Source organism: Zooshikella ganghwensis DSM 15267 (assembly GCF_000428585.1).
Classification (GTDB): Bacteria; Pseudomonadota; Gammaproteobacteria; order Pseudomonadales; family Zooshikellaceae; genus Zooshikella; species Zooshikella ganghwensis.
Genome location: NZ_AUAF01000001.1, coordinates 59,928 through 84,043 on the forward strand (window position 1 = coordinate 59,928; position 24,116 = coordinate 84,043).

Annotated in this window: 23 protein-coding genes and 1 other RNA gene; 4 read left to right on the forward strand and 20 right to left on the reverse strand. The window is 43.4% G+C overall.

Annotation, left to right across the window (positions count from 1 at the left end):
* Nucleotides 1–38 precede the first annotated feature (38 nt).
* From F607_RS0100255 to rsmI, 15 genes are all read right to left on the reverse strand, one after another.
* A complete protein-coding gene (locus tag F607_RS0100255) occupies nucleotides 39–842 on the reverse strand; it encodes a cell division protein FtsQ/DivIB (RefSeq protein WP_038289367.1) in 804 nt (267 codons plus the stop codon).
* A 31-nt stretch (nucleotides 843–873) separates the two neighbouring features.
* Nucleotides 874–1,806 carry a D-alanine--D-alanine ligase gene (locus F607_RS0100260; RefSeq protein WP_038289414.1) on the reverse strand — a complete coding sequence of 311 codons (933 nt, stop codon included), beginning with the start codon at nucleotides 1,804–1,806 and terminating at the stop codon, nucleotides 874–876.
* A gap of 7 nt (nucleotides 1,807–1,813) precedes the next feature.
* On the reverse strand, nucleotides 1,814–3,241 hold the full coding sequence (gene murC / locus F607_RS0100265) for a UDP-N-acetylmuramate--L-alanine ligase (RefSeq protein ID WP_027706425.1): 1,428 nt from the start codon (nucleotides 3,239–3,241) through the stop codon (nucleotides 1,814–1,816).
* 22 nt (nucleotides 3,242–3,263) lie between these two features.
* A complete protein-coding gene (gene murG / locus F607_RS0100270; RefSeq protein ID WP_027706426.1) occupies nucleotides 3,264–4,349 on the reverse strand; it encodes an undecaprenyldiphospho-muramoylpentapeptide beta-N-acetylglucosaminyltransferase in 1,086 nt (361 codons plus the stop codon).
* On the reverse strand, nucleotides 4,342–5,520 hold the full coding sequence (gene ftsW, locus F607_RS0100275; protein WP_051310597.1) for a putative lipid II flippase FtsW: 1,179 nt from the start codon (nucleotides 5,518–5,520) through the stop codon (nucleotides 4,342–4,344). The genes murG and ftsW overlap by 8 nt, the downstream gene beginning before the upstream one ends.
* Complete coding sequence (murD, locus tag F607_RS0100280; protein WP_027706428.1) at nucleotides 5,513–6,886, reverse strand: UDP-N-acetylmuramoyl-L-alanine--D-glutamate ligase; 1,374 nt, start codon at nucleotides 6,884–6,886, stop codon at nucleotides 5,513–5,515. Before murD ends, ftsW begins: the two co-directional genes overlap by 8 nt.
* Nucleotides 6,887–6,893: 7 nt before the next feature.
* Nucleotides 6,894–7,976 carry a phospho-N-acetylmuramoyl-pentapeptide-transferase gene (gene mraY, locus F607_RS0100285; protein ID WP_027706429.1) on the reverse strand — a complete coding sequence of 361 codons (1,083 nt, stop codon included), beginning with the start codon at nucleotides 7,974–7,976 and terminating at the stop codon, nucleotides 6,894–6,896.
* 3 nt (nucleotides 7,977–7,979) lie between these two features.
* Nucleotides 7,980–9,350: a UDP-N-acetylmuramoyl-tripeptide--D-alanyl-D-alanine ligase gene (locus tag F607_RS0100290; protein WP_027706430.1), complete on the reverse strand. Its 1,371-nt coding sequence runs from the start codon at nucleotides 9,348–9,350 to the stop codon at nucleotides 7,980–7,982.
* Nucleotides 9,343–10,848 (reverse strand): UDP-N-acetylmuramoyl-L-alanyl-D-glutamate--2,6-diaminopimelate ligase, encoded by a 1,506-nt coding sequence (locus F607_RS0100295; protein WP_084611039.1) that lies wholly within the window; start codon nucleotides 10,846–10,848, stop codon nucleotides 9,343–9,345. Before F607_RS0100295 ends, F607_RS0100290 begins: the two co-directional genes overlap by 8 nt.
* A gap of 6 nt (nucleotides 10,849–10,854) precedes the next feature.
* Nucleotides 10,855–12,579 (reverse strand): peptidoglycan D,D-transpeptidase FtsI family protein, encoded by a 1,725-nt coding sequence (locus F607_RS0100300; RefSeq protein WP_027706432.1) that lies wholly within the window; start codon nucleotides 12,577–12,579, stop codon nucleotides 10,855–10,857.
* Nucleotides 12,576–12,869 (reverse strand): cell division protein FtsL, encoded by a 294-nt coding sequence (gene ftsL / locus F607_RS0100305; protein ID WP_027706433.1) that lies wholly within the window; start codon nucleotides 12,867–12,869, stop codon nucleotides 12,576–12,578. The genes F607_RS0100300 and ftsL overlap by 4 nt, the downstream gene beginning before the upstream one ends.
* A 23-nt stretch (nucleotides 12,870–12,892) precedes the next feature.
* Nucleotides 12,893–13,867 (reverse strand): 16S rRNA (cytosine(1402)-N(4))-methyltransferase RsmH, encoded by a 975-nt coding sequence (gene rsmH / locus F607_RS0100310; protein WP_420864423.1) that lies wholly within the window; start codon nucleotides 13,865–13,867, stop codon nucleotides 12,893–12,895.
* The gene (mraZ, locus tag F607_RS0100315) at nucleotides 13,842–14,297 is read right to left on the reverse strand and encodes a division/cell wall cluster transcriptional repressor MraZ (protein ID WP_027706435.1); all 456 of its coding nucleotides are present in this window, start codon (nucleotides 14,295–14,297) and stop codon (nucleotides 13,842–13,844) included. Before mraZ ends, rsmH begins: the two co-directional genes overlap by 26 nt.
* 398 nt (nucleotides 14,298–14,695) lie before the next feature.
* An RNA gene (gene rnpB, locus F607_RS32415) (RNase P RNA component class A) lies at nucleotides 14,696–15,054 on the reverse strand.
* A gap of 10 nt (nucleotides 15,055–15,064) precedes the next feature.
* On the reverse strand, nucleotides 15,065–15,913 hold the full coding sequence (gene rsmI, locus F607_RS0100320; protein WP_027706436.1) for a 16S rRNA (cytidine(1402)-2'-O)-methyltransferase: 849 nt from the start codon (nucleotides 15,911–15,913) through the stop codon (nucleotides 15,065–15,067).
* Nucleotides 15,914–16,412: 499 nt separating this feature from the next.
* Between rsmI and F607_RS0100325 the strand changes: the two genes are divergently transcribed.
* From F607_RS0100325 to F607_RS0100340, 4 genes are all read left to right on the forward strand, one after another.
* Nucleotides 16,413–18,302 (forward strand): penicillin-binding protein activator, encoded by a 1,890-nt coding sequence (locus F607_RS0100325; protein WP_027706437.1) that lies wholly within the window; start codon nucleotides 16,413–16,415, stop codon nucleotides 18,300–18,302.
* 8 nt (nucleotides 18,303–18,310) lie between these two features.
* On the forward strand, nucleotides 18,311–18,685 hold the full coding sequence (locus F607_RS0100330; protein ID WP_027706438.1) for a YraN family protein: 375 nt from the start codon (nucleotides 18,311–18,313) through the stop codon (nucleotides 18,683–18,685).
* Nucleotides 18,686–18,956: 271 nt separating this feature from the next.
* Nucleotides 18,957–19,541, forward strand: coding sequence for a phosphoheptose isomerase (locus tag F607_RS0100335; protein WP_027706439.1), 585 nt, complete (start codon nucleotides 18,957–18,959; stop codon nucleotides 19,539–19,541).
* 20 nt (nucleotides 19,542–19,561) lie between these two features.
* On the forward strand, nucleotides 19,562–20,137 hold the full coding sequence (locus F607_RS0100340; RefSeq protein WP_027706440.1) for a BON domain-containing protein: 576 nt from the start codon (nucleotides 19,562–19,564) through the stop codon (nucleotides 20,135–20,137).
* A 49-nt stretch (nucleotides 20,138–20,186) separates the two neighbouring features.
* On the opposite strand, the gene F607_RS0100345 is transcribed toward F607_RS0100340, so the two are convergent.
* The 5 genes from F607_RS0100345 to petA form a co-directional block, all read right to left on the reverse strand.
* Nucleotides 20,187–20,600, reverse strand: coding sequence for a ClpXP protease specificity-enhancing factor (locus F607_RS0100345; RefSeq protein WP_325167624.1), 414 nt, complete (start codon nucleotides 20,598–20,600; stop codon nucleotides 20,187–20,189).
* A gap of 99 nt (nucleotides 20,601–20,699) precedes the next feature.
* The gene (locus F607_RS0100350) at nucleotides 20,700–21,329 is read right to left on the reverse strand and encodes a glutathione S-transferase N-terminal domain-containing protein (RefSeq protein ID WP_027706442.1); all 630 of its coding nucleotides are present in this window, start codon (nucleotides 21,327–21,329) and stop codon (nucleotides 20,700–20,702) included.
* A 107-nt stretch (nucleotides 21,330–21,436) separates the two neighbouring features.
* On the reverse strand, nucleotides 21,437–22,192 hold the full coding sequence (locus F607_RS0100355; RefSeq protein WP_027706443.1) for a cytochrome c1: 756 nt from the start codon (nucleotides 22,190–22,192) through the stop codon (nucleotides 21,437–21,439).
* Entirely contained in the window at nucleotides 22,192–23,403 is a 1,212-nt protein-coding gene (locus F607_RS0100360; RefSeq protein WP_027706444.1) for a cytochrome b, read from the reverse strand. The genes F607_RS0100355 and F607_RS0100360 overlap by 1 nt, the downstream gene beginning before the upstream one ends.
* 10 nt (nucleotides 23,404–23,413) lie before the next feature.
* On the reverse strand, nucleotides 23,414–24,007 hold the full coding sequence (gene petA, locus F607_RS0100365) for a ubiquinol-cytochrome c reductase iron-sulfur subunit (protein ID WP_027706445.1): 594 nt from the start codon (nucleotides 24,005–24,007) through the stop codon (nucleotides 23,414–23,416).
* Nucleotides 24,008–24,116: the final 109 nt, after the last annotated feature.

Sequence of the window (24,116 nt, forward strand, 5' to 3'; positions counted from 1 at the left end):
AACTATTTTCATACTTTCATATTCATTAAATACGACGTTTAACCACGTTGTTCTCGCCAAGCAACTGCAACACCATTTGAATAACGAACATCAACAGATTTAATTCGTTGCTTTTGCGTTTGCAACTCCGCTTTATAAATCAGCGCAAAACGTTGCATTTTTTCTAAAAGATCATCTCTCCCCAGCAAAATCTTTAACCCATTTACTTTTAACGTCCAACTACCCCGTTCACTTTGTTGTAGTGATACAATGTTTAGTTTTATAGGCCTCAACTGTTGACTGATAGAATGGTATTGCTTCATCATTTCTAATTGAGTACCTTTAGGTCCTACCAAATGTGGTAACCCTTCAAACCCACTAACATCATCTGGGGTAAAACTTTCTCCATTAGCGTTTAATAAAGAACGTTGATTCCATCGTGCTACAGGTATTTGTTCAATTATATGGACAGCAAGCTGGTCAGGCCAGAGTCGCCGTATAACGACAGTTTCTACCCATGGTAGCTGCTCTAATGCTATCTGTAGCTTTTTTATCTTTAAACTAAAAAAACGTTGCTCAAGAAAAGGTTCTATTGTCTGCTGAACATGCTGCTCTTTTAATGCAGCAAATTTACCTTGCACCTTTACTCTAGCTATAGGTTGATTTACTTTTTTTTCAATGTAAGGCCAAGTATACCCCCCTATAAAAATAATACCGCATAATGCCAATAGTTTCCCGACGATTTTTAGATAAAAAACGAACGCACGGCTTCCTTTTTTATTCGAAGTATTGCGGCTTGCTCCACGCGTTTTTTTTCGTCTACCTCTCACATTGACATCACTGTAACCATACACGTCAAGCATTATCGCTTTACCCAAACTGTTTGGCAAATAATCAACTTTTGGAAGTCGCTAAAATAGACATCACCAGCTGGTTAAAATCGATTCCCGCCACTTTAGCTGCTTTAGGAACCAAACTATGTGTTGTCATGCCTGGTATTGTATTGACCTCCAATAACCAAAAATTGTTCGATTCATCTTGCATAATGTCGACACGTCCCCAACCTTCACAGTCCAAGGCAGAAAATGCTTCAAGTGCAAGCTTTGTCAGCTGCTTACGCTGCTCATTTTCAAGCTCACATGGGCAAATATACTGAGTATCGTTTGTAGTATATTTTGCCTCATAGTCATAAAACTCTCGTGGTGTTTTTAACTCGATGGCAGGCAATGCCTCACCATGCAAAATCGTAACGGTAAACTCTCGTCCTGTTACCCAGGTTTCCGCTAATACCTGTTCATCAAACTGATAGGCTTTTTTAAGTGCACTCTGCAACTCTTCACAACTTTTTACTTTTGTCATGCCAACACTAGAGCCTTCATGCACAGGCTTTAAAATACACGGCAAATCAATTGTTAAAGATTGTGACTCACCTTTTCGAAATAATTGATAAGGTGGTGTTGGCAAGCCCAATCCCTGCCAGACTAATTTTGATCGAAACTTATCCATAGCGAGAGCACTGGCTAATACCCCTGAACCTGTATAGGGAATATTAAACATTTCCAGCAATCCCTGGATGGTACCATCTTCTCCAAAGCGACCATGCAAGGCGACAAATGCCCTGTCAAATGTCTGCTGAGATAATTGCTGACGTAGATTTTTTTCGTCTACATCCAATAAAAAAGCATCGAAACCTTGTTGAACCAATGCATTATAAATTGCTTGCCCAGTGAGTAATGAAATCTCCCGCTCAGCTGTATGCCCGCCATAAAGCACAACAATACGGCCAGCTTCTTCAGGTGTGATCACTGCTTTTGCAACATCTATCATCGCCACATTACTCTCTGTTTTTTATTTGCCCAACAAATAAATTGTGCTGTGCTAATTCACTCGCAAGACCACCAATATCACCCGCGCCTTGTGTTATAACAATATCACCAGGTAACAAAACATCATCTAAAATAGAAGCAATATCGTCTCGATGTTTAACATAAATTGGCTCTACTTTTCCCCGTTGACGAATACTTCGACATAAGCTTCTACTATCAGCCCCAGGAATTGCTTTTTCTCCTGCGGCATACACCTCCATTAAGAGCAAAACATCAACTTCAGATAAAACGTCAACAAAGTCCTCATATAAGTCACGTGTTCGAGAAAAACGATGAGGTTGATAAATCATCACTAAACGCTTTTCTGGCCAACCATTTCGTATTGCATTAATCGTGGCTAATACTTCTCGCGGATGATGGCCATAATCATCAACCAGCATAACTTCACCATCAGCCACAGGGTAATTACCATATATCTGAAAACGTCTACCCACGCCTTGAAATTGCATCAGCGCATGACAAATATCTTCATCAGCAATGCCTTCATCCTGTGCAATAGCAATGGTTGCAAGGGCATTTAATACATTATGTCTACCAGGCATGTTGAGACAAATATCCAGTGACTTACCTGATGGGCACACTGCAGTAAAACTTGTTTTTTGCCCAACCTGGCTTATGTTGACAGCCTGGTAGTCCGCCTCCTCAGTACAACCATAGGTAATAGTTGGTCGTTTAACCAATGGTAGTATTTCCTGCACAACAGGATCATCCGTACATAATACTGCTAATCCATAAAAAGGCAGGTTATGCAAAAAGTCGACAAATGTTTTCTTTAGTTTTTCAAAGTCACCTTCATAGGTAGACATGTGGTCTGCATCAATATTGGTGACGACCGCAATCATTGGTTGCAAATGCAAAAACGAAGCATCTGACTCATCAGCTTCTGCAACCAGGTATCGGCTTGCACCTAACTGAGCATTAGTGCCTGCAGAATTCAATTTACCTCCAATGACAAAAGTAGGATCAAGCCCGCCCTCTGCAAGTACTGATGAAATTAAACTCGTTGTGGTGGTTTTTCCATGTGTTCCAGCCACTGCAATTCCATGCCGATAACGCATTAATTCTGCTAGCATTTCAGCCCGAGGTACGATTGGAATACGAGCTTCTTTTGCTGCAATCACCTCAGGATTACTTGCAGCTACAGCACTGGAAACAACAACAACATCGGCATTGATAATATTTTTTTGGTGATGGCCAATCGCTATATCAACACCTAACTGTTGTAAATGCTCAACCGTTGCTGACGACTTAATATCTGAGCCAGCAATTTCATAGCCCTGATTAAGTAAAACTTCAGCAATGCCACACATACCAACACCGCCAATTCCAACAAAATGAATACGCTTTATTCGACGCATTTCTGGAATAGCGAACATGGGTACTGGTTTATTTAACGTACTAGCCACCTTTTACAACCTCCAAGCAATGCCCTACCACTTCATTTGTCGCATCCGGCCTGGCTAACGAACGGGCAGCATTGGCCATTTGAGTCAAACGCTCTTTATTAGTCATTAATTGCGTTAATAATAATTGCACATGATCTTGAGTAAATGCTTGCTGCATAACCAACTCTGCGGCACCATGACTTACTAAATAATGTGCATTTTTAGTCTGATGATCATCAACAGCATAGGGAAAAGGTACTAGAATTGAAGGCACACCAGCATTTGCCACCTCAGCAATAGTTAACGCCCCTGCGCGACAAATAACAAGATCCGCCCACTGATAAGCAGCCCCCATATCTTCAATAAATGCCTCAATTTTACCTTTCACACCATATTGGTTATACAGTGCCTGAGTTTGCGTTAAGTTTTTTTTGCCTGTCTGGTGCCAGATTTCAATAGACTGCTTTTGTTGTAGTTCTGCAATAGCAGATGGCACTACTTCATTTATAGCAACAGCCCCCAAACTCCCACCTAACACCAGCAGTCTAAAAGGACGCTCATTAGACTCTGTTTCATGTATTTTTTCCTGAGGAACAATATTTTTTCTTACTGGATTACCTGTACAATAAACTTTACGCAAACTTGCAAACGTACCAGGAAATGCCTCAAGTACACGTGTAGCAATTCGTGAGAGTAAACGATTAGTAAATCCAGCAATGGCATTTTGCTCATGGATAACCAGTGGTATACCAAGTAACTTTGCTGCCACTCCACCTGGCCCGGCAACATACCCACCCATACCCACAACACAATGTGGCTTCAAGCGTTTTAAATGGTGTTTTGCCATACAAACTGCTTTGGTTATCATGAGTGGTGCTTTAACCCAACGCTGGACACCCTTGCCGCGAAGTCCCCCAACATTAATTAATGTCATGGGGATTTCTTCTTTTGTAATCAAATCAGCTTCCATACTGTTGGGCGTACCAAACCAGTGAACACTATGTCCCTCGGCTAATAATTGTCGTGCTGTTGCTAACGCAGGAAATATATGCCCACCTGTACCCCCAGCCATAATCACAAATGTTTTTTGTTCACTCACGGCGTTTACTCCTGCTTTTAGTTTTAACAGAAGCTCTAAGCCTTCGTGTTTCAAAATCAATACGCAACAACAATGCAACAGCCATACAACTCACCAATAAACTACTACCGCCATAGCTCAATAATGGCAGTGTTAACCCTTTAGTAGGCAGTAGTCCTGTATTTACGCCAATATTTATTAATGCCTGCATACCAAGAAGCAAGCCTAATCCATAAGCGATATAAGCAGAAAACAAACTATTTTCACGCTCTGCTTCTACTCCAATACACAAAGCTCGCCAGGCAACGAAAACCAGCATAAATACGACAAATAGTGCCCCAATTAAACCAAACTCTTCTGCTAACACAGCAAATACAAAGTCAGTATGGGCTTCCGGTAAATAAAACAGTTTCTGAATACTATTACCTAGCCCAACGCCAAACCATTCTCCTCGCCCAAACGCAATTAATGCCTGAGTTAACTGGTAACCACTATCAAACTGATGTGCCCAAGGGTCGATATAGGTTGTTAGTCGCTGTAAGCGGTAGGCTTGTGAAAATGCCATTAAAGCAACAGCACCACCACAGGCCATTATCAGCAGAATAAAGTAAAACAGTTTCACCCCTGCTAAAAATAACATGCCCACAACTGCACTAATCAGCACCACAGCCGCGCCAAAATCTGGCTCTAATAGCAGTAAAAAAACAACTAAGGCCAATAAACACATCGGCTTTAAAAAACCTGACCAACGTTGTCGAACCTCTTCCTGACGCCGCACTAAATAACCTGCCAAATAAATAATGATGAATACTTTTGCTAATTCAGAAGGTTGAAAATTTGCAATGCCCAGGCTCACCCAGCGCTTACTTCCATTAATCTCACGCCCCACCAATAACACCGCAGACAACATCAATAGTGAGCATAAAAACAATAACCAGCCTTTGCTTTCCCACCAGCTCATTGGCACCATTAAAACCGTTAGTACCACCACTAAACTGACACTTAAATAAAGCAGTTGCCGGATACAAAAATAAAAAACATCATCATACTGGCTAAAGGCTATTTCCGTTGATGCGGACGTCACCATCACCAACCCCGTGGCAATCAACATAATTGACACTACAACTAACGGTAAATCATACGTCATAGTGACATTATTTTTTGATATCCAAGGCCACCAGGATTTAGTCATTCACTAACTCCTTGACCCACTGACAAAATTCATTACCACGTGCTTCATAATTTGCAAACATATCTAAGCTGGCACAGGCAGGCGATAATAAAACAACATCTCCAGGCTGAGCCATTTCAGCCGCCTTACTGACTGCACTTTGTAATGTGTCATGCTCTTCGCCAGGAACTCCTGCCGAACGCCCCACAGCTAACAATGGTTTAGCATCTCGCCCTATAGCCACTAGATAACGACAATATTGATTGAATAAATCACCTAAAATATCAAAATCTGCATTTTTACCATCACCACCAGCAATGAGAATTATTTTCCCTGCTATTTCAGAGCCAATGCCTTCTAATGCCGCAGATGCCGCCCCCACGTTAGTCGCTTTTGAATCATTAATAAAAGTAACCTGACTTTTCTCGGCAACCCACTCACAACGATGCGGAAGTCCTTTATACGTTCTTAAAGCAGAACACATAGCCTCTACCGGCAAACCCGCTTGATATCCTAACGCCAACGCTGCAAGTGCATTCGCATAGTTATGAAGCCCGACCACTTTTAACTCACGTGTATTCAGTAACCGATCTTGTCCCTTAACTAAAAATGTTCCGCCATCCGTATCATCTTCAATAACACCAAATTCTTTTAAATCTGGCTCATGCAAAGTAAACATTACATGAGGTATTTGCTGTGGCAGTAGCGGTTGAGTTAAAGCATCATCCTTATTACTCACTGCGGCTTTACAATTACGATAAATTTTTTGCTTTGCTTGATGATAAGCCATCAGTGAAGGATAACGATCCATATGATCTGGACTGATATTTAAAATAGTGCTTACAGTGGGCGCAAATGTATCAACCGTTTCTAACTGAAAACTAGATAACTCCAATACAAAAATATCGAAGCCTCGGTCCAAAAGTGATAACGCAGGTATACCTAAATTACCACCCACACCTGTTTTCAAACCTGCTGCCTTGCACATGTCACCAACCATTGTGGTGACTGTACTTTTTCCATTAGAACCTGTTATCGCAATAACAGGTCTATCGCAGTAATAACCAAATAACTCAATATCACCAATAACTCGAACACCTTTTGCTTTAGCATTCGCAATCGCTGGTTCAGTGAGAGGTACACCCGGACTCACAATGAGTTCTGCAGCCCGAGATAGCACTTCTTCTGGAATTCCACCAAGATATACTTGCACTAAAGGAAACTCGGCTCTAAAAACAGCTAACTCTGGTGGCGACTCTCTGCTATCAACAACAATAAAATTAATACGTTGCTGCTGTAAAAAACGAGCACACGCCAACCCGGTTTTACCTAAACCAATAATGACACGAAGTTGATCAGAAGCAATTAAGCCCTGTTGTTTTTCCATGCTCTTATTACCGCAGTTTCAAGGTAGCTAAACCAATTAATACTAAAATCAATGTGATAATCCAAAAACGAACAATAACACGAGGCTCTGGCCAACCTTTTAATTCAAAATGGTGATGCAAGGGTGCCATTCTAAAAATACGTCGTCCCGTCAACTTATAGGAACCTACCTGTAAAATGACAGAAACTGTTTCCATAACAAACACACCACCCATAATAAATAACACAATTTCCTGCCGGACAATTACCGCAATAACACCAAGTGCAGCCCCTAGCGAAAGTGCACCAACATCCCCCATAAACACCTGTGCTGGGTAAGTGTTAAACCATAAAAAACCTAATCCAGCACCCACTAAGGCTGCACAAAATACAACAAGCTCTCCTGCACCTGCGATATAAGGAATATGCAAATAATCGGCAAAACCAATATGGCCACTTAAATAAGCAAAGATACCTAAAGCACTTCCAACCATAACTGTGGGCATAATTGCCAGCCCATCCAAACCATCGGTCAGGTTCACAGCATTGCTACTACCCACAATGACAAAATACGTCAGTACGATATAAAAAATGCCTATATCCAAAACCACTTCTTTAAAAAATGGCACGATCAACTCAATTTCTGCAGGTGAAGGCGCTGTTTTAAATAAAAAAACTGCTGCACCAAGCCCTCCAACTGACTGCCAAAAATATTTCCAACGGGCTGGCAGTCCTCGCGAATTTTTTTCAATCACTTTTCGGTAATCATCAACCCAACCAACAGCACCAAAAATCAGCGTAACGCCTAATACTACCCATACATAACGATTACCCAGATCAGCCCATAACAATGTACTAATAGCAATTGCCACAAGGATTAACGCGCCACCCATTGTTGGCGTTCCAGCCTTGCTCAAATGCGACTGAGGTCCATCATCTCTGACAGCCTGGCCAATTTGATAATGTGTCAGTTGTTTAATCAATTTTGGTCCCAACCAAAGCGCTAACCCCAACGATGTTAACACCCCTAAAATGGCCCTAAATGTTAAATACTGAAAAACGGTAAAACTGCTTTCATACTGCGCTAGAAATTCCGCCAACCACAACAGCATTTATTAATTACTCCCATAATTCCTATCCAAACAGGCCATAACAACATCTTCCATTTTTGCACTGCGAGAGCCTTTAACCAAAACAGTTGTTTCATTAGTTAAAAGTGCTTGCAGCTCATCTATAAGATTTTGTTTATTCGTATAGCCATGCCCACATTCGCCAAAACGAGCGACCGTATGTTGGCTTAAAGGCCCAACCGTTAACAAATGGTTTATGCCCATTTTTCGAGCATAATCACCTAATTCTGCATGAATTTCTTCAGCATCTTGGCCCAGCTCAGCTAAATCACCTAGCACCAATACACGTTCCCCAGGCTGCAGTGAAAGTAAATCAATTGCCGCCTTTACAGAACCTGGGTTTGCATTATAAGAGTCATCAATGAGTACTGCGCCCATTTTTCCTGGCAGCTTGTTGCCCCGACCTTGAACTGGCTCAACCTCGGCCAAAGCATTTATAGCCACGGGAATAGCTACCCCTAAAGCGATAGCTCCTGCAATAGCGGCTAATGCATTGGCAACTTGATGCTTACCTCCCAGTTTGAGCTCAACAGGAAATACTTGTGCTTGATAGCGCAAGTTAAAGTACATACCGCCATTAGGCAAAGGCTCAATGGCTGTTGCCTCAAGGTCTGCAGCACAGTCATCAAGTGCAAATGACAAAATATGGCATGATGAAGCTTGATCTTGCCAATAATCAAAAAACACATCATTTTTATTGAGAACAGCAACACCATTAGCTGGCAAAGCGTGTAAAATTTCTGCTTTTGCTTGAGCTATTTTTTCAACAGACCCAAATCCACCTAAATGAGCACGCGTCACATTAGTAATAATGCTAACGTCAGGCTGGGCTAAATCTGCCGTATAAGCAATTTCACCAACCTCACTTGCGCCAAGCTCAATCACAGCAAACTGATGCTCTGCAGTAAGCTGCAAAAGTGTTAATGGAGCACCAATTGCATTATTTAAATTACCCTTGGTAGCCAGCACATCCCCTTGCTTATGCATAATGGCAGTGAGCATTTCTTTAACGGTGGTTTTTCCGCTATTACCAGTAACCGCTACCAGCTTTCCAGAGTAATACTGACGGTTTAATGCCGCTAATTTACCCAGCGCCTGAAGAGTATCTTTTACACATAACTGGGGGATAGGCACATTTTCTTGCACTTCACTGACGATTGCAGCACTAGCTCCTTTTTCATAAGCAGCAGCGACAAAGTGATTGCCATTAAAATTGGGTCCTTGCAACGCAATAAACAAGTCACCAGGTTGCAACTGCCGGGTATCAGTAACGATATTGCCTATTTCAATATCTTGACCATGCAAATCAGCATCTAATGCGGAGGTAACATCTGATAAGTGCAAGCGCTTAATCATAAGCATACTCCTTCAATACTTTTGCTACTTGCACAAGGTCACTGAAGGGGTAGCGCTGACCATTAACCTCTTGATAATCTTCATGACCTTTACCTGCTACAACAACAATATCATCTGGCCTCGCCGCTAAGATGGCCTCTTGTATTGCTTTAGCTCGGTCAACTTCGACGTGAACCTGAAGCTGAGCATGTTTAAAACCAGGCATGATATCGTTGATGATCGCACTAGGATCTTCTGTGCGAGGGTTATCACTGGTCACCACACATTCATCAGCGCACTGAGCAACCGCTTCAGCCATTAAAGGACGTTTTCCTGAGTCGCGGTCACCACCACAGCCAAAAACACACACCACTTTACCCAGAGAGTGCAAACGAACAGCTTTCAATAAATGTGCAAGGGCATCAGGCGTATGCGCATAATCAACAACAACTGTTGGCTGGTTTTCTTCACCAAAATACTCCATTCGACCAGGAACTGTTTTGAGCGCTGATAATGCATCCACAATTCGCTCAACTGGCTGCCCATGACAGCCTAGTGCAGCAACTGCGGCTAACACATTTTGCAAACTAAAGTGACCTAACAGTGGAATATTGGCTAAAACGCTACCCCATGGCGTATGCAACAAACACTGGATACCATGAGGTAAATACTGAATCTGACTTGCATAAACATCAGCAGAAGCATTACTTAGACTGTAGGTAATTTGCTCTGTGGTTTCAGCTACAGAGTGTTTAATAAAAGCTGCGTAATCATCATCCAAATTAATAATGGCATGTTTAAGCTCTGGCCAGGCAAATAGCTTAGCCTTGCTTTGCGCATAAGCTTCCATCGTGCCATGAAAATCCAAGTGATCCCGACTGAGATTCGTAAAAATCATGGTTTCAAACTTACAACCCACAAGCCGACCTTGTTCTACTCCATGGGAAGAAGCCTCCATCGCTAAATACGCAACTCTTTTTTGCACTAGTTCTGTAAGGTGAGACTGAATAACTAAACTACTAGGCGTGGTATTTAAACTAGCATTTAACGCATCAAGCATGCCGTAGCCTAACGTTCCCATGACACCTGCAGATATATTTAAAGCACTAAACAACTGGGCAATAAAATGAGAAGTTGATGTTTTACCATTCGTGCCAGTAACGCCAATTACTTGAATATGTTCGCTAGGGTTATGAAAATAACGACTAATGATACTTCCTACTTGAGTACTTAAATTCTGCATCAAAAACACAGGAATAGCATAGTCATACTGTGTTTCTGCCAGTACGCTATTTGCCTCAGCTAATACGCCAACAGCACCTCGTTCAACAGCTTGAGTGATAAACTGATGACCATTCACCCGAGAACCCGGCAACGCAATAAACAAGTCCCCAGGTTTAACTTGCCGGCTATCTAATGCAATACCCGTGATGGTTAAATGCGCATCAACAACCACATCAAAACCTGAGAGCAGTGCCTGTAACAACCATGTTTTTTGATCTACTTGCTGCGTATTCATATACTTTTACGACTTATTTTTAATCCCAGGTTTTGCTTCTTGTTTGGCGACAGTAGGCATATTGTCTGGTGGAACACCTAACATTCTTAAAGCTCCTGCTGTCACATTCGAAAAAATTGGGGCCGCAACTGCACCACCGTAGTATTTTCCAGCCTTAGGATTATCAATCATCACGACTGTAACCACGCGCGGATTTGTGGCTGGGGCCATACCCGCAAAAATCGACATATATTTTTTTTCTTCATAACCATGAGCACCGACTTTATGTACTGTGCCCGTTTTGCCCGCCACTGAATAGCTATCCACTTTGGCACGAGTGCCTGTCCCCCCCTGTTCAATAACGGTGGTTAACATTCGGACCACTTGCTTGGCTACTTTCTTAGGTAAAATTTGTTGTGCATCAACACTGGCGGGGTCATCTACCTTTAATAAGGATACAGGACGCTTAATACCGCCAGAAGCAAGTACCATATAGGCTTGGGCTACTTGCAGTGGTGTGGTGGAAAGACCGTACCCATAAGACAAGGTGGCAATTTCCACTGGGCGCCACTTAGTGTGAACAGGCAAACTACCACTTCGCTCACCAGGAAAACCAACCCCTGTTGGCTCACCAAGCCCAACTCGACTAAGCAGTGACCATAACTGTTCAACACCAATATCTTGAGCAATTTTGGTTGTTCCCACATTGCTCGATTTGGTCAACACAGTAGTTAAATCGATGACGCCATAATTTCGGTGATCTTTAACTGCTTTACGACCAACCATGATATAGCCAGGGCGCACATCGATTTTGGTATCAGGCGTGTATTTGCCTGTTTCTAACGCAGCAGCAACAGTAAAGGCTTTCATGGTAGAGCCAGGCTCAAACACATCAGTTACCGCACGATTTCGTAATGCAGAAACTTTCACCCCCTTTCGGTTATTGGGGTTAAAAGACGGGTTATTGACCATTGCCAATACTTCACCTGTAGTAACATCCAATACGACAACTGAACCACTATCTGCTTCGTTTTCTTTAACCGCATCTTGAAGAGCTCGATAGGCATAGTATTGAATGCGCATATCAATGCTCAGCATTAACTCCTTACCTGGTTCCGCACTTTTAATCGATTGCGCCTGCTCAATAAGGCGACCACGACGATCCTTCAGCAAGCGCACCTTACCTGGCTTACCATCAAGCCACTCACTGTAAGCCAGCTCGATGCCTTCTTGCCCTTGGCCATCAATGTTGGTGAATCCTATGAGATGAGCAGCCACTTCACTGGCAGGATAATAGCGACGAAACTCATCCATGACGTAAACACCTGGAATATCCAGTGCGGTTACCTTGTCACCCTGTTTGGGCGTTAAGTGACGACGTAGATAAATAAATTCTTTATCGGCACTGCGTAAAATTCGCTTGGCTAAGGTTTTACGCTTAATACCTAATGTATCTGCCAGCTCTGGCCAGCGTGCTTTGTGTTCTACAAGTTCTTTTGGATTTCCCCAAAAAGACTTAACAGGTGTGCTAACAGCAAGGGGCTCACCGTTTCGATCAAAAATAATGCCCCGCGTTGCCGCTATCTCGGTATAGCGAACTGTTCGTTTATCACCTTGATCCTGCAAAAACTGGCGATTTATGACATGCAAATCAATAATACGCCAGGTAATGACGCCCATAACCAGCATCAAGCACGTTACAACAACTCGAAAGCGCCAAATATAAGGCCCTGTCTGCTTGACCTTACTCATGGCACTACCATTTTTATCTGATCAGGATTTGGTGTTTCCATCTCCAGCTTCTCTGTTGCAATCCTTTCAACACGCTTGGGTGTAGTAAGAGTGCTATGCTGTAAAAGCAATTGCCCCCACTCAACTTGTGCAGCATTTTTCACAACAAGCTGGCGCTGCAGATCATTAAATGCACGACGATTCATGTGCGCTACATAAGTAATGGCTACTGAGGAGATAACCATCATCACCATCAGTATCAAAAACACCACAACTTGCTTATGCTTCAGCTGCGCTACTACATGAGTCATAGGGACCCTCTTACTAATTGACGCTAACGCAATTTAGTGGCCACCCGCATAATTGAACTTCTAGCGCGGGGGTTTTGCTGAACTTCTACTTCACTTGGACGAACAGGTTTCCTTTCACCTCGGAGGCGCTGAGAACTACTGACCATATCAACGGTCACGGGTACACCCGGTGGATACTCAGTCCCTTTTTCATGCTTTCTGATAAAGCGTTTTACGATGCGATCTTCAAGTGAGTGGAAGCTAATAACAACCAGTCGACCATTGACGTGTAAACACTGGAGCGCATCATCTAATCCTTGCTGCAAATCATCCAGCTCTCTGTTCACAAAAATGCGAATTGCCTGGAAGGATCGCGTCGCAGGATGCTTATGCTTTTCCCACGAAGGGTTAGCCTGCGCTACGATCTCTGCTAACTGTTTTGTCGTAGTGATAGCTGCCTCCTCTCGGGCACGCACAATGGCATTTGCAATTCGCCGAGCAAAACGCTCTTCACCATACTCTTTCAAAACTATCGCAATATCTCGCTCATCTGCTCTTGCTATCCAGTCTGCTGCACTCACTCCATGGTCAGGATTCATTCGCATATCCAGCGGGCCATCTTGAAGGAAACTAAACCCGCGTTGAGCATCATCAAGCTGGGGGGAGGACACCCCCAAGTCCAGTAAAATACCATCTACCCGCCCCAGCCAGTGATGCTGTTTCACCCACTCCATTAACTGTGCAAATGAACCATGGACAACACTTACTCTTGAATCCTCCTGTGCTAACTGATTAGCAATGGCGATTGCTGTAGGATCTTTATCAATAACCAGTAGCTTCCCCTCAGCCCCCAACTGAGACAGAATCTTCCGGCTATGTCCACCACGCCCAAATGTGCCATCAATGTAAATACCATCAGCGACAATATTTAGCTGCTGTACAGCTTCATCCAACAACACAGTGGTGTGTCTTAGTTCTTCAGTCATAAGCTCACTACAACGACAAGGACTGCAGCTCATCTGGCATTTCACTTCCTTGACTGGCTTCCGCCAGGTAGGCATCGCGACGCTCGCTCCAGCGCAGTTCACTCCAAAGTTCAAATTTTTTGCCCTGGCCCAAGAGGATCACTTTCTTCTCGAGGCCAGCATAATCTCTTAGCAGTGGCGGGATTAACACCCTACCACTCCCATCAATTTCTAAATCAGTGGCATGCCCTATCAGCAACCGCTGTATCCGTCTAGCTACAGGGTTGAAGCTTGGTAACGCCTCAATTTTTGCCTGGATTTCCTCCCACTCATCAATGGGGTAGATCAACAGGCAAGGTTCTTCTGTATCAATCGTGGCGACTAAAGAACCATTGCAATGGGAACTTAGTACTTCTCGGTAACGACTTGGGATAGCAAGCCGCCCCTTGGCATCCAGACTGATTGCATTGACTCCGCGGAACACAACTATACACTCTCGCCACTTTTACCCCAAAAAAATCCACTTTCACCCACTTTGTACCACTTTCAGACACTATAGGAATGGCCCTGAGTTCCGTCAAGGCAACCCAAAGTGCCAACCCCCAACAAAATGTGACGGAGTTGACAAAAATGCGCAGATACGGGTTATTACATAACCAGGTACCAAATATATTTATCAAGAGGATTCAGCGAGTTAACGCAATTATTGAATTGACGTGACGTATGGATTAATTATTTCTGTAAAACACCTAATTGAGGGAAAAGCATAGAAGTGCAACATATTGTTGAACATTGTGCAGAGTACTTCATTTTCAGATGTTATATCCCATCATTCTAAGCTCACTTCAACTAATGAAAACAAGCAATAATGTGGGAAATAAAAAAGTGAGTTGGCCGATAAGCCGGGTTCTGTCATGGACAGTCATTCATCTGGGATGTATATCACTATACACCTCAAGCAACCTACCCGAATTCAGTGCGGGCCACACCAATGAATTCCTATTTGGTCTTGCTCCAAGCGGGGTTTACCATGCCGTGAAGTGTTACCACTCACGCGGTGCGCTCTTACCGCACCCTTTCACCCTTACCGGCAAAGTAAAGTACTTTGCTTAGGCGGTCTACTCTCTGCTGCACTTTCCGTAGGTTCACACCCCCCAGGCGTTACCTGGCGCTTTGCCCTATGGAGCCCGGACTTTCCTCCATAATGCTAAAAGCATTACAGCGACTGTCTGGCCAACTCAGCCGCGAAGCTTAGCTACCTTTATTTGAAAGTGCAACTTTGTATAACAGGTTTTTCTTCAGTCCAGAAATTTTTGCTGTCAAGCTTGCGGCCTGCTTAACAGGAAGCTCAGTTTGAAGTGTTTGTAAGATATGTAACACATCTGCAGGAATTTCATTTTCAGTATGAGCAGACTCCACCTTACCTTCAACAAGTACCACAAACTCGCCTTTCTGCTGAATGGGCTCATCCTGTAAACGTTCAAGCAACTCACTCGCAGAACCTGACAACACTGTTTCAAACCGTTTGGTCAGTTCACGTGCTATGACTACCTGCGTCTCATTTTGCAATACCTGTTGCATATCCTCCAAACAGTCAATAATGCGATGGGTTGACTCATACACGACCCATGTCGCCTGCAGTTGCGCCAGTTCGTTAATACGCTGCTTTCGTTGTGATGTTTTAGCGGGTAAAAAACCTTCAAACCAAAACCGGTCAGTAGGTAAGCCTGCCACAGATAGTGCAGACATAATCGCACTGGGACCTGGAATTGGGCTTACCTGAAAACCCGCCTTTCTTGCGTTTCTCACTACCACAAACCCAGGATCAGAAATAAGTGGGGTACCTGCATCAGAAATCAATGCAATTGACTGACCCTGCTGCAACTTTGCTAATAGCTGCTCCGTTCGTTGTGATTCATTATGTTCATGGTATGAAACCATGGGTGTGGTAATCCCAAAGTGAGATAGCAACCGCGAAGAATGTCGAGTGTCTTCCGCTGCAATTAAATCAACTTGCTGCAAAATTCTTTGTGCACGAGGACTAAAATCATCCAAGTGCCCTATAGGCGTTGCAACAATATATAAAACACCTGATGCCATTATAAATAGAGCCTTTCCCACCAAGTTAGCAATATGACTGATTTACTTTTTAGTGAAACCAGTCATTATGAAGCTTATAAAAAAAGTGTAGTTTTCAGATAAAATAGAATAATGGACACCTCTAAAATAGTATTTTTTTGTAGGGCTGACACAATTAGTGAAGCTCTGCAAAAGCAGTATTACCCATAGCAGGGTCTAGGTGTTAATCCACACTCAATGTTGTACTTCACTTTACACTTTGCCAGTTAACTGTAAAGCCAAGTGAGCAAAAGTACATCAAGTTGGACCAAATATTTCGGTGTATACCATTAGCAGTATTGACCTATCCTAATGTTAAAGGGACCTGCTTTCTAGCAGTAGCAGTCCTTACATGTTGTTTTCTAGGCATAGCACTTTTGCGACATGATTGATAATCCCTAAAGACAGGGCACCGTGATAAAATTACTAAAGGTTCTTTTTTTACCCGCTCAAACCAACGCAATAGGAATCGCATTCAAGCATGACAAGCACGAAAAAGATCAAAGCCCCTTTCAAGCAAGCCATCAAGCTGCTTGTTTCAGCTTGCCTTATCAGTGGTTTACTCACGGGCTGCGGCAACTCATTTATAAACCGTTCAGGTAGCTCACAAAGTGATCCCCTAGCCACTCAATCAATGGCAGAAGTACAGCAGCTTCTCTCGAGTGCCGAACAGAGTACGGGGGCAGAACAAGATGCCCTGCGACTGGATGCTGTAAGTATATTGTTAGAGCAGCAAAAGACAGCAGAAGCTAAAAATATTCTGCAGCAACTGTCGCCCAGCGTCGAGACAGGTTCAAACCAAGCTCGTTATGCCGTTGTCCAAGCGCAGCTGGCATTGGCAGAAATGAACGCCATGAAAGCATTTGAGTGGCTTGACTCCCCTGCTGTTATTAATAATTCTGATAGTCAGGTCGGCAAGCGCGCCTATGCCGTTAGGGCTGAAGCCTATGCACTGAATAAAGAGTATCGTGCAGCCATTGATGAAGTCATGATGGCTATTCCCCTTCAAACAGAGAGAGAAAAGCAGCCTTCTTACCAGCGCTTGTGGCGCTACTTACTCAATGTTGATAGCCCAACCCTGGACGCTATGGCAGCGAACACAGCGGATACTTTACTGACTGGTTATATTCAGCTGGCCAACATTGTTAAAAAATCAGATAACATCGAAAGCCAGCTACAGGCTTTCGCCAATTGGCAACAACAGTGGCCTAACCATCCAGGGCATCAACAACTCCCTCAAACTCAACAACTGTTGAGTAAGGCCTCGCAAGAGCGCCCGCAAAAAGTTGCTCTGCTGTTACCCAAAAATGGTGCTCTAAAGGTTGCAGGCAATGCCATTGAATTAGGCTTTTATACTGCCTACTACCACTCTCAGCGAAGCGGTGGTCAGGTACCAGAAATTATTCCTTATGACACAACTTCAGCAGACCCTCTTGCTTTGCTTAACCAAGCTGCCGCTTCAGGTGCACAGCTGGCTATTGGCCCACTACGCAAAGATGCTGTTCAACAGTTACAAAATAATGCTGCCCTGCCAATCCCAGTGATGGCATTAAATTATGCTAATCGTGGTCAACAGGCTGGCAATCGGCCTTTCTACCAGTTTGGACTGTCAGCTGACGATGAAGCCCGTCAAGCGGCTCGTCAAGCAATACATGATGGTCATCGCTTTGCAGTAGTGATCACTCCTGACAGTGACTGGGCTGTCCGCGCCAGTGAAGCTTTTCAACAAGAATTACAATCTCTGGGTGGTGAAGTTGTTGGGGTTGGGCGATTCAATGAAGCAAATAATAACTATAAAGCCGTTATTGGCCGCTTAATGAATGTTAATGCCAGCAGTGCCAGGGCCCTTGAGATCCAGCGCCTTGCAGGTAAAGAAGTTGAATTCAGCGGGCGCCGCCGTCAGGATGTCGACTTTGTTTTTCTTGCAGCCAGTGCCAGCCAATCACGACTGGTTAAGCCTTTTCTAGCTTATCATTTTGCTGGAGACCTGCCTGTTTATGCTACAGCAAATGTATTTTCAGGCACAGTTAACCCTCAAATTGACCATGACCTAAACAATATTCGCTTTACCGGTATGCCCTGGCTCAATGATGATTTCAGTGATCCACTAAAAGCCGAAATTATTAAAGCGCGTCAGAACAACGGCACATCTTACGCTCAGCTTTTTGCCTTGGGTATAGACGCCTTCCGCTTATATGATCGCTTAGGTCAACTTGCATCCTTAAGTGGTACTCAAATAAACGGTGCATCAGGCTCCCTGACAATGAACACATATCAAGAAATTGAGCGAACTCAACCTTGGTATATTTTTAAAGCAGGCAAACCACAGCGGTTACCAACGATGACTTTCAACCAGCCTAGTACTCAGTAAGTTTGAGTATGTTTTGGCGCCTTTCCCATCGCCATCGAGGAAGCCAGCATGAAGATTTCGCGCTGGCTTACCTGAAGCAACATGGATTAACGCTTGTGCAGCGAAATTATGCTTGGAAAGGCGGCGAAATTGACCTCATTATGCTAGATAAAACGACACTCGTATTTATTGAGGTTCGTTATCGAAAAAATACTACCTATGGCACAGCTGCTGAAACATTAACCAGCAGTAAGCAACGCAAACTCATTAACACAGCTAAACACTTTCTACTGACACAGGCTAAGCACAACCCTCCTTGCCGCTTTGATCTACTCGCAATAACAGGGCAAATGCCCGACCAGCAAACTGAATGGATCAAAAATATAATCCAGTTGACTTACTAGCATCTAATAACAAGCTCAAGCTTCATTTAATTAATTCACTTAAACTGTTAACGGCTGTATTTTTGTTTTTTATCTGTCATCATCCCTGTCCTGACATTATTGATTCAGGTTACAATAGCACCCTCAGTCACCAGCTAAACGTTACATCAGTGCCTGACTGTCAGAAGAGATAGCCACCAGCACGCTGTATTAATCGTTTACAACAACCACTTTATTTCTTCAACTGCTGTCTTTATCCTCAGCAATTCAACAATGTAAGGCTGTTTAACCAATGCATGAACGCATAACACGTCATTTTGCCGAAAGCATCGATGCAGTGGCCCATGCAGCAGAAATTCTCAGCCCCCATATTGGTCAAGCCAGCGAATTAATGGTCAACGCGTTACTCAATGAGGGGAAGATTTTAGCATGTGGAAATGGCAACTCAGCCAGCAGTGCTGCTTATTTTACTGCAAAACTACTTAATCGCTTTGAACGAGAACGTCCCGCACTGCCTGCTGTAGCATTGTCTGCAGATGCAGCTACACTCACAGCCATTGCCTGCGACTATAGTTTTCATGAAATATACTCAAAGCAAGTACGAGCTCTAGGTCAACCTAGTGACATTTTATTTGTTATTTCAGCCAGTGGCCGCTCTACAAATATTGTTCAGGCCATTCAGGCTGCTCATGATAGAGAAATGCTGGTAGTGGCATTAACTGGTGGTGATGGTGGAGATATTTCTGCATTATTGGATGCAGAAGATGTAGAAATTCGAGTACCTGAAATTAATACTCAGCGTATTCAAGAGGTTCAACTGCTCACCATACACTGCTTATGTGATTTAATTGACGAGTTTTTGTTTGGCGGCATTTAATTTTGGTGGAGCTTAACGAAATGAAAAATCCTATTTTATGGTTCCTTTTAGTCAACTTAATAACTTTCTCCACAGCATGCACCCCTATATTAAAAGCAACGAATGATGGTCCAATTCAGCAAGACAAAAGCACACGGACTGTGGGCGACTGGGTTGATGACAACACCATTGAAACAGTTGCTCAGGTCAATATTACCAAAGCAGACCCAGCTCTCGAGCAGTCGCATATCGTAGTGACAAGTTATGATGGTATTGTCTTATTAACAGGACAAGTAGCGAATGAACGGTTGCGTAATCTTGCAGGTGATGTTGCCCGTAATGTTAAAAAAGTACGGCGTGTTTATAATGAGCTAGAAATTGGTCCCGCTACCACGTTCTTAATTCGCAGTAATGACAGTTGGTTAACCTCAAAAATTAAAACCAAAATGCTTGCTGAAAAGAACTTCCCAGCAGGCAAAATCAAAATCGTGACAGAGAATGGTATTGTATATCTGATGGGAAAAGTTAATCAGTCTGTCGCCCGTCAAGCTGTAGACATTAGCCGTACAGCTTATGGCGTACAAAAAATTGTTAAGATTTTTGATTACACCGATTAAATATAGCAAGCCATTGCTTGCTATTAAGTCATTCTACTGTGGCCCATTTTTACTTAACAACTTTCAAACTTGGCTTACCACTTGGCCGTGAGCCAGGTTGTCCATCAGTACTTGGACTGGTTGGCGTAGGCTCTGGATCAGTAGGCGTTTGCTCTACTTCAAAGACCATGCCTTGTCCATTTTCCTTGGCATAAATCGCCATCACGGCACCTGTAGGTACATAAACATGCATGGGTGATCCACCAAACCGCCCATTAAATTCAATCTGCTCATTACTCATTAGCAAGTCCCGTACAGCAACAGGAGAGATATTGAGCACGATCTGATCATCCTTAATGAACTCTTGCGGTACAACCACACCAGCTTGCGCAGTATTGACTAATACATAAGGGGTACAGTTGTTGTCGACTATCCACTCATATAATGCTCTCATGATATATGGGCGGCTACTGCTCATTGACATCAATTGTCTCCTTTGTTTGGCGGGTATCTAGTTTTTTGGTGAGCATTAAGAGGGCCAAAGCCCTCTGACTTCATAGCGAAAACACAGAGTCTGCTTTGCCTAGATACGCATTTCCTTTTCAGCCTCTGACAAGCTTTCTTTGAACGACTCCCTAGCAAATAACCGCTCAGAATACTCAATCAAAGGTCGAGCTTGTTTTGGCAACTCAATTCCCATTACCGGTAATCGCCATAAAACTGGAGCAACACAACAGTCAACCAGCGTAAACTCTTCACTCATGAAAAAGGGCTTTTCCATAAAGATGGGGGTAGTAGATACCAAGCTTTCTCTCAGCTCTTTACGCACCCTGTTTGCAGTTGTCTCTTTGGTTTTAGCATCCAGCAATGTATCTACCTTTGTGGCCCAGTCCTTGGCAATTCGGTGCATCCACAACCGGCTTTGTGCCCGAGCTACAGGGTAGACTGGCAGCAATGGTGGATGGGGGAAGCGCTCATCGAGATACTCCATCATCACATTGGCTTCATACAAGATTAAATCTCGATCCAAAAGTGTTGGCAGACTATTGTATGGATTAAGATCAGCGAGTTCGGCAGGTTTATTTTCAGGATCAACATCCTGAATATCAACAGCCACACCTTTCTCAGCAAGAACTATTCTAACGCGATGACAATAATGATCCTTAGGATCGGAGTAAAAAGTCATTGAGGAACGTTTGGCGACTACGCCCATGTTTAACCCCACATTTTGACTGAACCAAAAAACAAACAATGCGCGTACTCCTAAGAGCACACGCTGTTAACCTTAGCTAAAAAGCTATTGTACCAAGCAATGACTGCTTAGTGTACGTCTTTCCAGAACTCTCGCTTCAGCAAGTATGCAAAAACAAAGAATACTGCCAAAAACAATAGCACATAGACACCAACTCGTTTCCGCTCTAGCTGAGCAGGTTCTCCTGCATAAGCTAAAAAAGTCACCAAGTTTTTGGTCGCTTCTTTATACTCTTGCTCTGACATTGATCCTTCTTTACCTGTAATAGGTTTAAACCCACACATGCGCTCGCCTGTTAAAGTATCACGCGTTGAGGGATCAGTATCACCACAAGTATCTTCCTGAAGCCCCTGAAGCTCTGCAAGCACGTGCGGCATAGCTACATCAGGAAATACTTTATTATTGACGCCCCAAGGACGCTTGGGGTCAACATAAAAAGTATTCAGGTAAGTGTATAACCAATCTGTACCTCGCACCCTAGCCACAAGGGTCAAGTCAGGAGGTGCAGCACCAAACCAAAGTTTAGCCTCATCATCACGCATGGCATTTTCCATTAGGTCGCCAATTTTTGCGTCATCAAAGACCAAGTTATCCATAAAAAGCTCATGAGGAATGCCTAAATCATCAGCCACTCGCTCATAGCGCTGAAACTCTGTACTGTGGCAGCCCATACAGTAGTTTATATAAAGCTTGGCACCTTCTTGCAAAGCCGCTTTATCTTCCAAGTTGACATCAACATGGGTCAATGGATAACCACTGCCACCTGCGGCCATTACAGCAACAGGCATCCATGCTAATAACAACGCAATCAGTTGCTTTTTCATTAGCCTGTCACCCTCTCTGGAACTGGTTTAGTCTTCTCTACCCGTGTGTACCATGGCATCAACAGAAAAAATAAGAAGTAAATGACCGTACATACTTGGGACCAAAACGTTCGAGTGTCAGTGGCAGGCACAGCACCTAAATAGCCCAACCATAAGAAGCTAACAGCAAACAACACAATGGCTACTTTACTCATCCATCCCTTATAGCGGATAGATTTGACTGGGCTACGATCTAACCAGGGCAGAACAAATAAAATAGCAATCGCTGCCCCCATAGCAATAACGCCCATTAGTTTATCAGGAATTGCCCGCAAAATGGCATAAAAAGGCGTAAAATACCAAACAGGTGCTATATGATCCGGGGTTTTCAAGCTATTAGCCTGTTCAAAATTAGGTTTTTCAAGGAAAAACCCTCCCATTTCAGGGAAAAAGAACACAACAATACAAAACACAAATAAGAAAACAACAACACCCACAATATCCTTAACGGTGTAGTAAGGATGAAAAGGAATACCATCTAAAGGTATACCATTAGTGTCTTTTTTCTTTTTAATCTCAATTCCATCGGGGTTGTTAGAACCAACCTCATGCAGTGCTAAGATATGCAAGACAACCAGACCAACCAGCACTAGAGGTAAGGCAATTACATGTAATGCAAAAAAGCGGTTGAGGGTAATATCAGAGATTAAGTAATCCCCTCTAATCCACTGTTGTAAGTCAGCACCTATCACTGGAATAGCACCAAACAGTGAAATAATAACCTGAGCCCCCCAATAGGACATTTGCCCCCACGGTAACAGGTACCCCATAAATGCTTCAGCCATTAATAATAAATAAATGGCCATACCAAATATCCATACTAGCTCTCGGGGTGTACGGTATGATCCGTATAAAATACCGCGAAACATGTGCAAATAAACCACAACGAAAAATGCAGAAGCTCCTGTCGAGTGCAAGTAGCGAATCAGCCAACCCCATTCAACATCACGCATAATATATTCGACGGAAGCAAATGCCTCTTCAGCCGATGGTTTATAGCTCATAGTCAGCCAGATACCCGTCAACAGCTGGTTAACGAGTACCAATAAAGCCAGAGAGCCAAAAAAGTACCAAAAATTAAAGTTCTTCGGCGCGTAATATTTACTTAAATGTTCTTCCCACATCTTTGTGGCGGGAAAACGCGCATCGACCCAGGCCATGAATCTTTGCATTCTGCTCATATTAAGCGTTCTCCTCATCAATCCCGATGATTAGGGTGTTTTCATCCTCAAATGAGTAACGGGGCACCTCTAGATTCAGCGGTGCAGGCACTCCTTTATAAACCCTGCCCGCTAAATCAAACTTGGAGCCATGACAGGGACAATGAAAGCCTCCCAACCATTGCTCATCGAAATCCATGGCCTTAACTTCAGGATGATATTTTGGCGAGCAGCCCAGGTGTGTACATAAGCCAACCAACACTAAAAGTTCTGGTTTACGTGAACGATACTCATTTTTTGCATATTCAGGCTGTTGCTCCTCATTTGAACCAGGATCAGCAACACGCTCATCCATTTTTTTGATGTTGGCTAAACTTTCTTCCGTTCGCCGGACAACAAATACAGGCTTACCTCGCCATTCAGCAACAACTTGCTGACCTGGCTCCACCTTGGCGATGTTCACTTTAACTGGGGCTCCCGCGGCCTTAGCCTTGGCACTTGGGTTCCAGGATTTTACAAATGGGATGGCGACTCCCACTGTACCAACAGCCCCTACTACTGACGTAGCGCCCACAAGAAAGCGACGCCGGGTTTTATTCACGCCGTCATTCGTCATTAAATTATTCTCCCCATCAGAGACATGACCCGTCGAATTTGCAGCTGAAGAATCAGAACAGATATAAAGCGTCAGACTTATAAAAATGATTAAAATTTTGCGAATGTTA

Coding starts and splice junctions, on each gene's coding strand:
- F607_RS0100255 (WP_038289367.1), bottom strand. CDS start 842: ATGCTTGACGTGTATGGTTACAGTGATGTCAATGTGAGAGGTAGACGA.
- F607_RS0100260 (WP_038289414.1), bottom strand. CDS start 1,806: ATGATAGATGTTGCAAAAGCAGTGATCACACCTGAAGAAGCTGGCCGT.
- murC (WP_027706425.1), bottom strand. CDS start 3,241: ATGTTCGCTATTCCAGAAATGCGTCGAATAAAGCGTATTCATTTTGTT.
- ftsW (WP_051310597.1), bottom strand. CDS start 5,520: ATGACTAAATCCTGGTGGCCTTGGATATCAAAAAATAATGTCACTATG.
- murD (WP_027706428.1), bottom strand. CDS start 6,886: ATGGAAAAACAACAGGGCTTAATTGCTTCTGATCAACTTCGTGTCATT.
- mraY (WP_027706429.1), bottom strand. CDS start 7,976: ATGCTGTTGTGGTTGGCGGAATTTCTAGCGCAGTATGAAAGCAGTTTT.
- F607_RS0100290 (WP_027706430.1), bottom strand. CDS start 9,350: ATGATTAAGCGCTTGCACTTATCAGATGTTACCTCCGCATTAGATGCT.
- F607_RS0100295 (WP_084611039.1), bottom strand. CDS start 10,848: ATGAATACGCAGCAAGTAGATCAAAAAACATGGTTGTTACAGGCACTG.
- F607_RS0100300 (WP_027706432.1), bottom strand. CDS start 12,579: ATGAGTAAGGTCAAGCAGACAGGGCCTTATATTTGGCGCTTTCGAGTT.
- ftsL (WP_027706433.1), bottom strand. CDS start 12,869: ATGACTCATGTAGTAGCGCAGCTGAAGCATAAGCAAGTTGTGGTGTTT.
- rsmH (WP_420864423.1), bottom strand. CDS start 13,867: ATGAGCTGCAGTCCTTGTCGTTGTAGTGAGCTTATGACTGAAGAACTA.
- rsmI (WP_027706436.1), bottom strand. CDS start 15,913: ATGGCATCAGGTGTTTTATATATTGTTGCAACGCCTATAGGGCACTTG.
- F607_RS0100325 (WP_027706437.1), top strand. CDS start 16,413: ATGACAAGCACGAAAAAGATCAAAGCCCCTTTCAAGCAAGCCATCAAG.
- F607_RS0100330 (WP_027706438.1), top strand. CDS start 18,311: ATGTTTTGGCGCCTTTCCCATCGCCATCGAGGAAGCCAGCATGAAGAT.
- F607_RS0100335 (WP_027706439.1), top strand. CDS start 18,957: ATGCATGAACGCATAACACGTCATTTTGCCGAAAGCATCGATGCAGTG.
- F607_RS0100340 (WP_027706440.1), top strand. CDS start 19,562: ATGAAAAATCCTATTTTATGGTTCCTTTTAGTCAACTTAATAACTTTC.
- F607_RS0100345 (WP_325167624.1), bottom strand. CDS start 20,600: ATGTCAATGAGCAGTAGCCGCCCATATATCATGAGAGCATTATATGAG.
- F607_RS0100350 (WP_027706442.1), bottom strand. CDS start 21,329: ATGGGCGTAGTCGCCAAACGTTCCTCAATGACTTTTTACTCCGATCCT.
- F607_RS0100355 (WP_027706443.1), bottom strand. CDS start 22,192: ATGAAAAAGCAACTGATTGCGTTGTTATTAGCATGGATGCCTGTTGCT.
- F607_RS0100360 (WP_027706444.1), bottom strand. CDS start 23,403: ATGCAAAGATTCATGGCCTGGGTCGATGCGCGTTTTCCCGCCACAAAG.
- petA (WP_027706445.1), bottom strand. CDS start 24,007: ATGACGAATGACGGCGTGAATAAAACCCGGCGTCGCTTTCTTGTGGGC.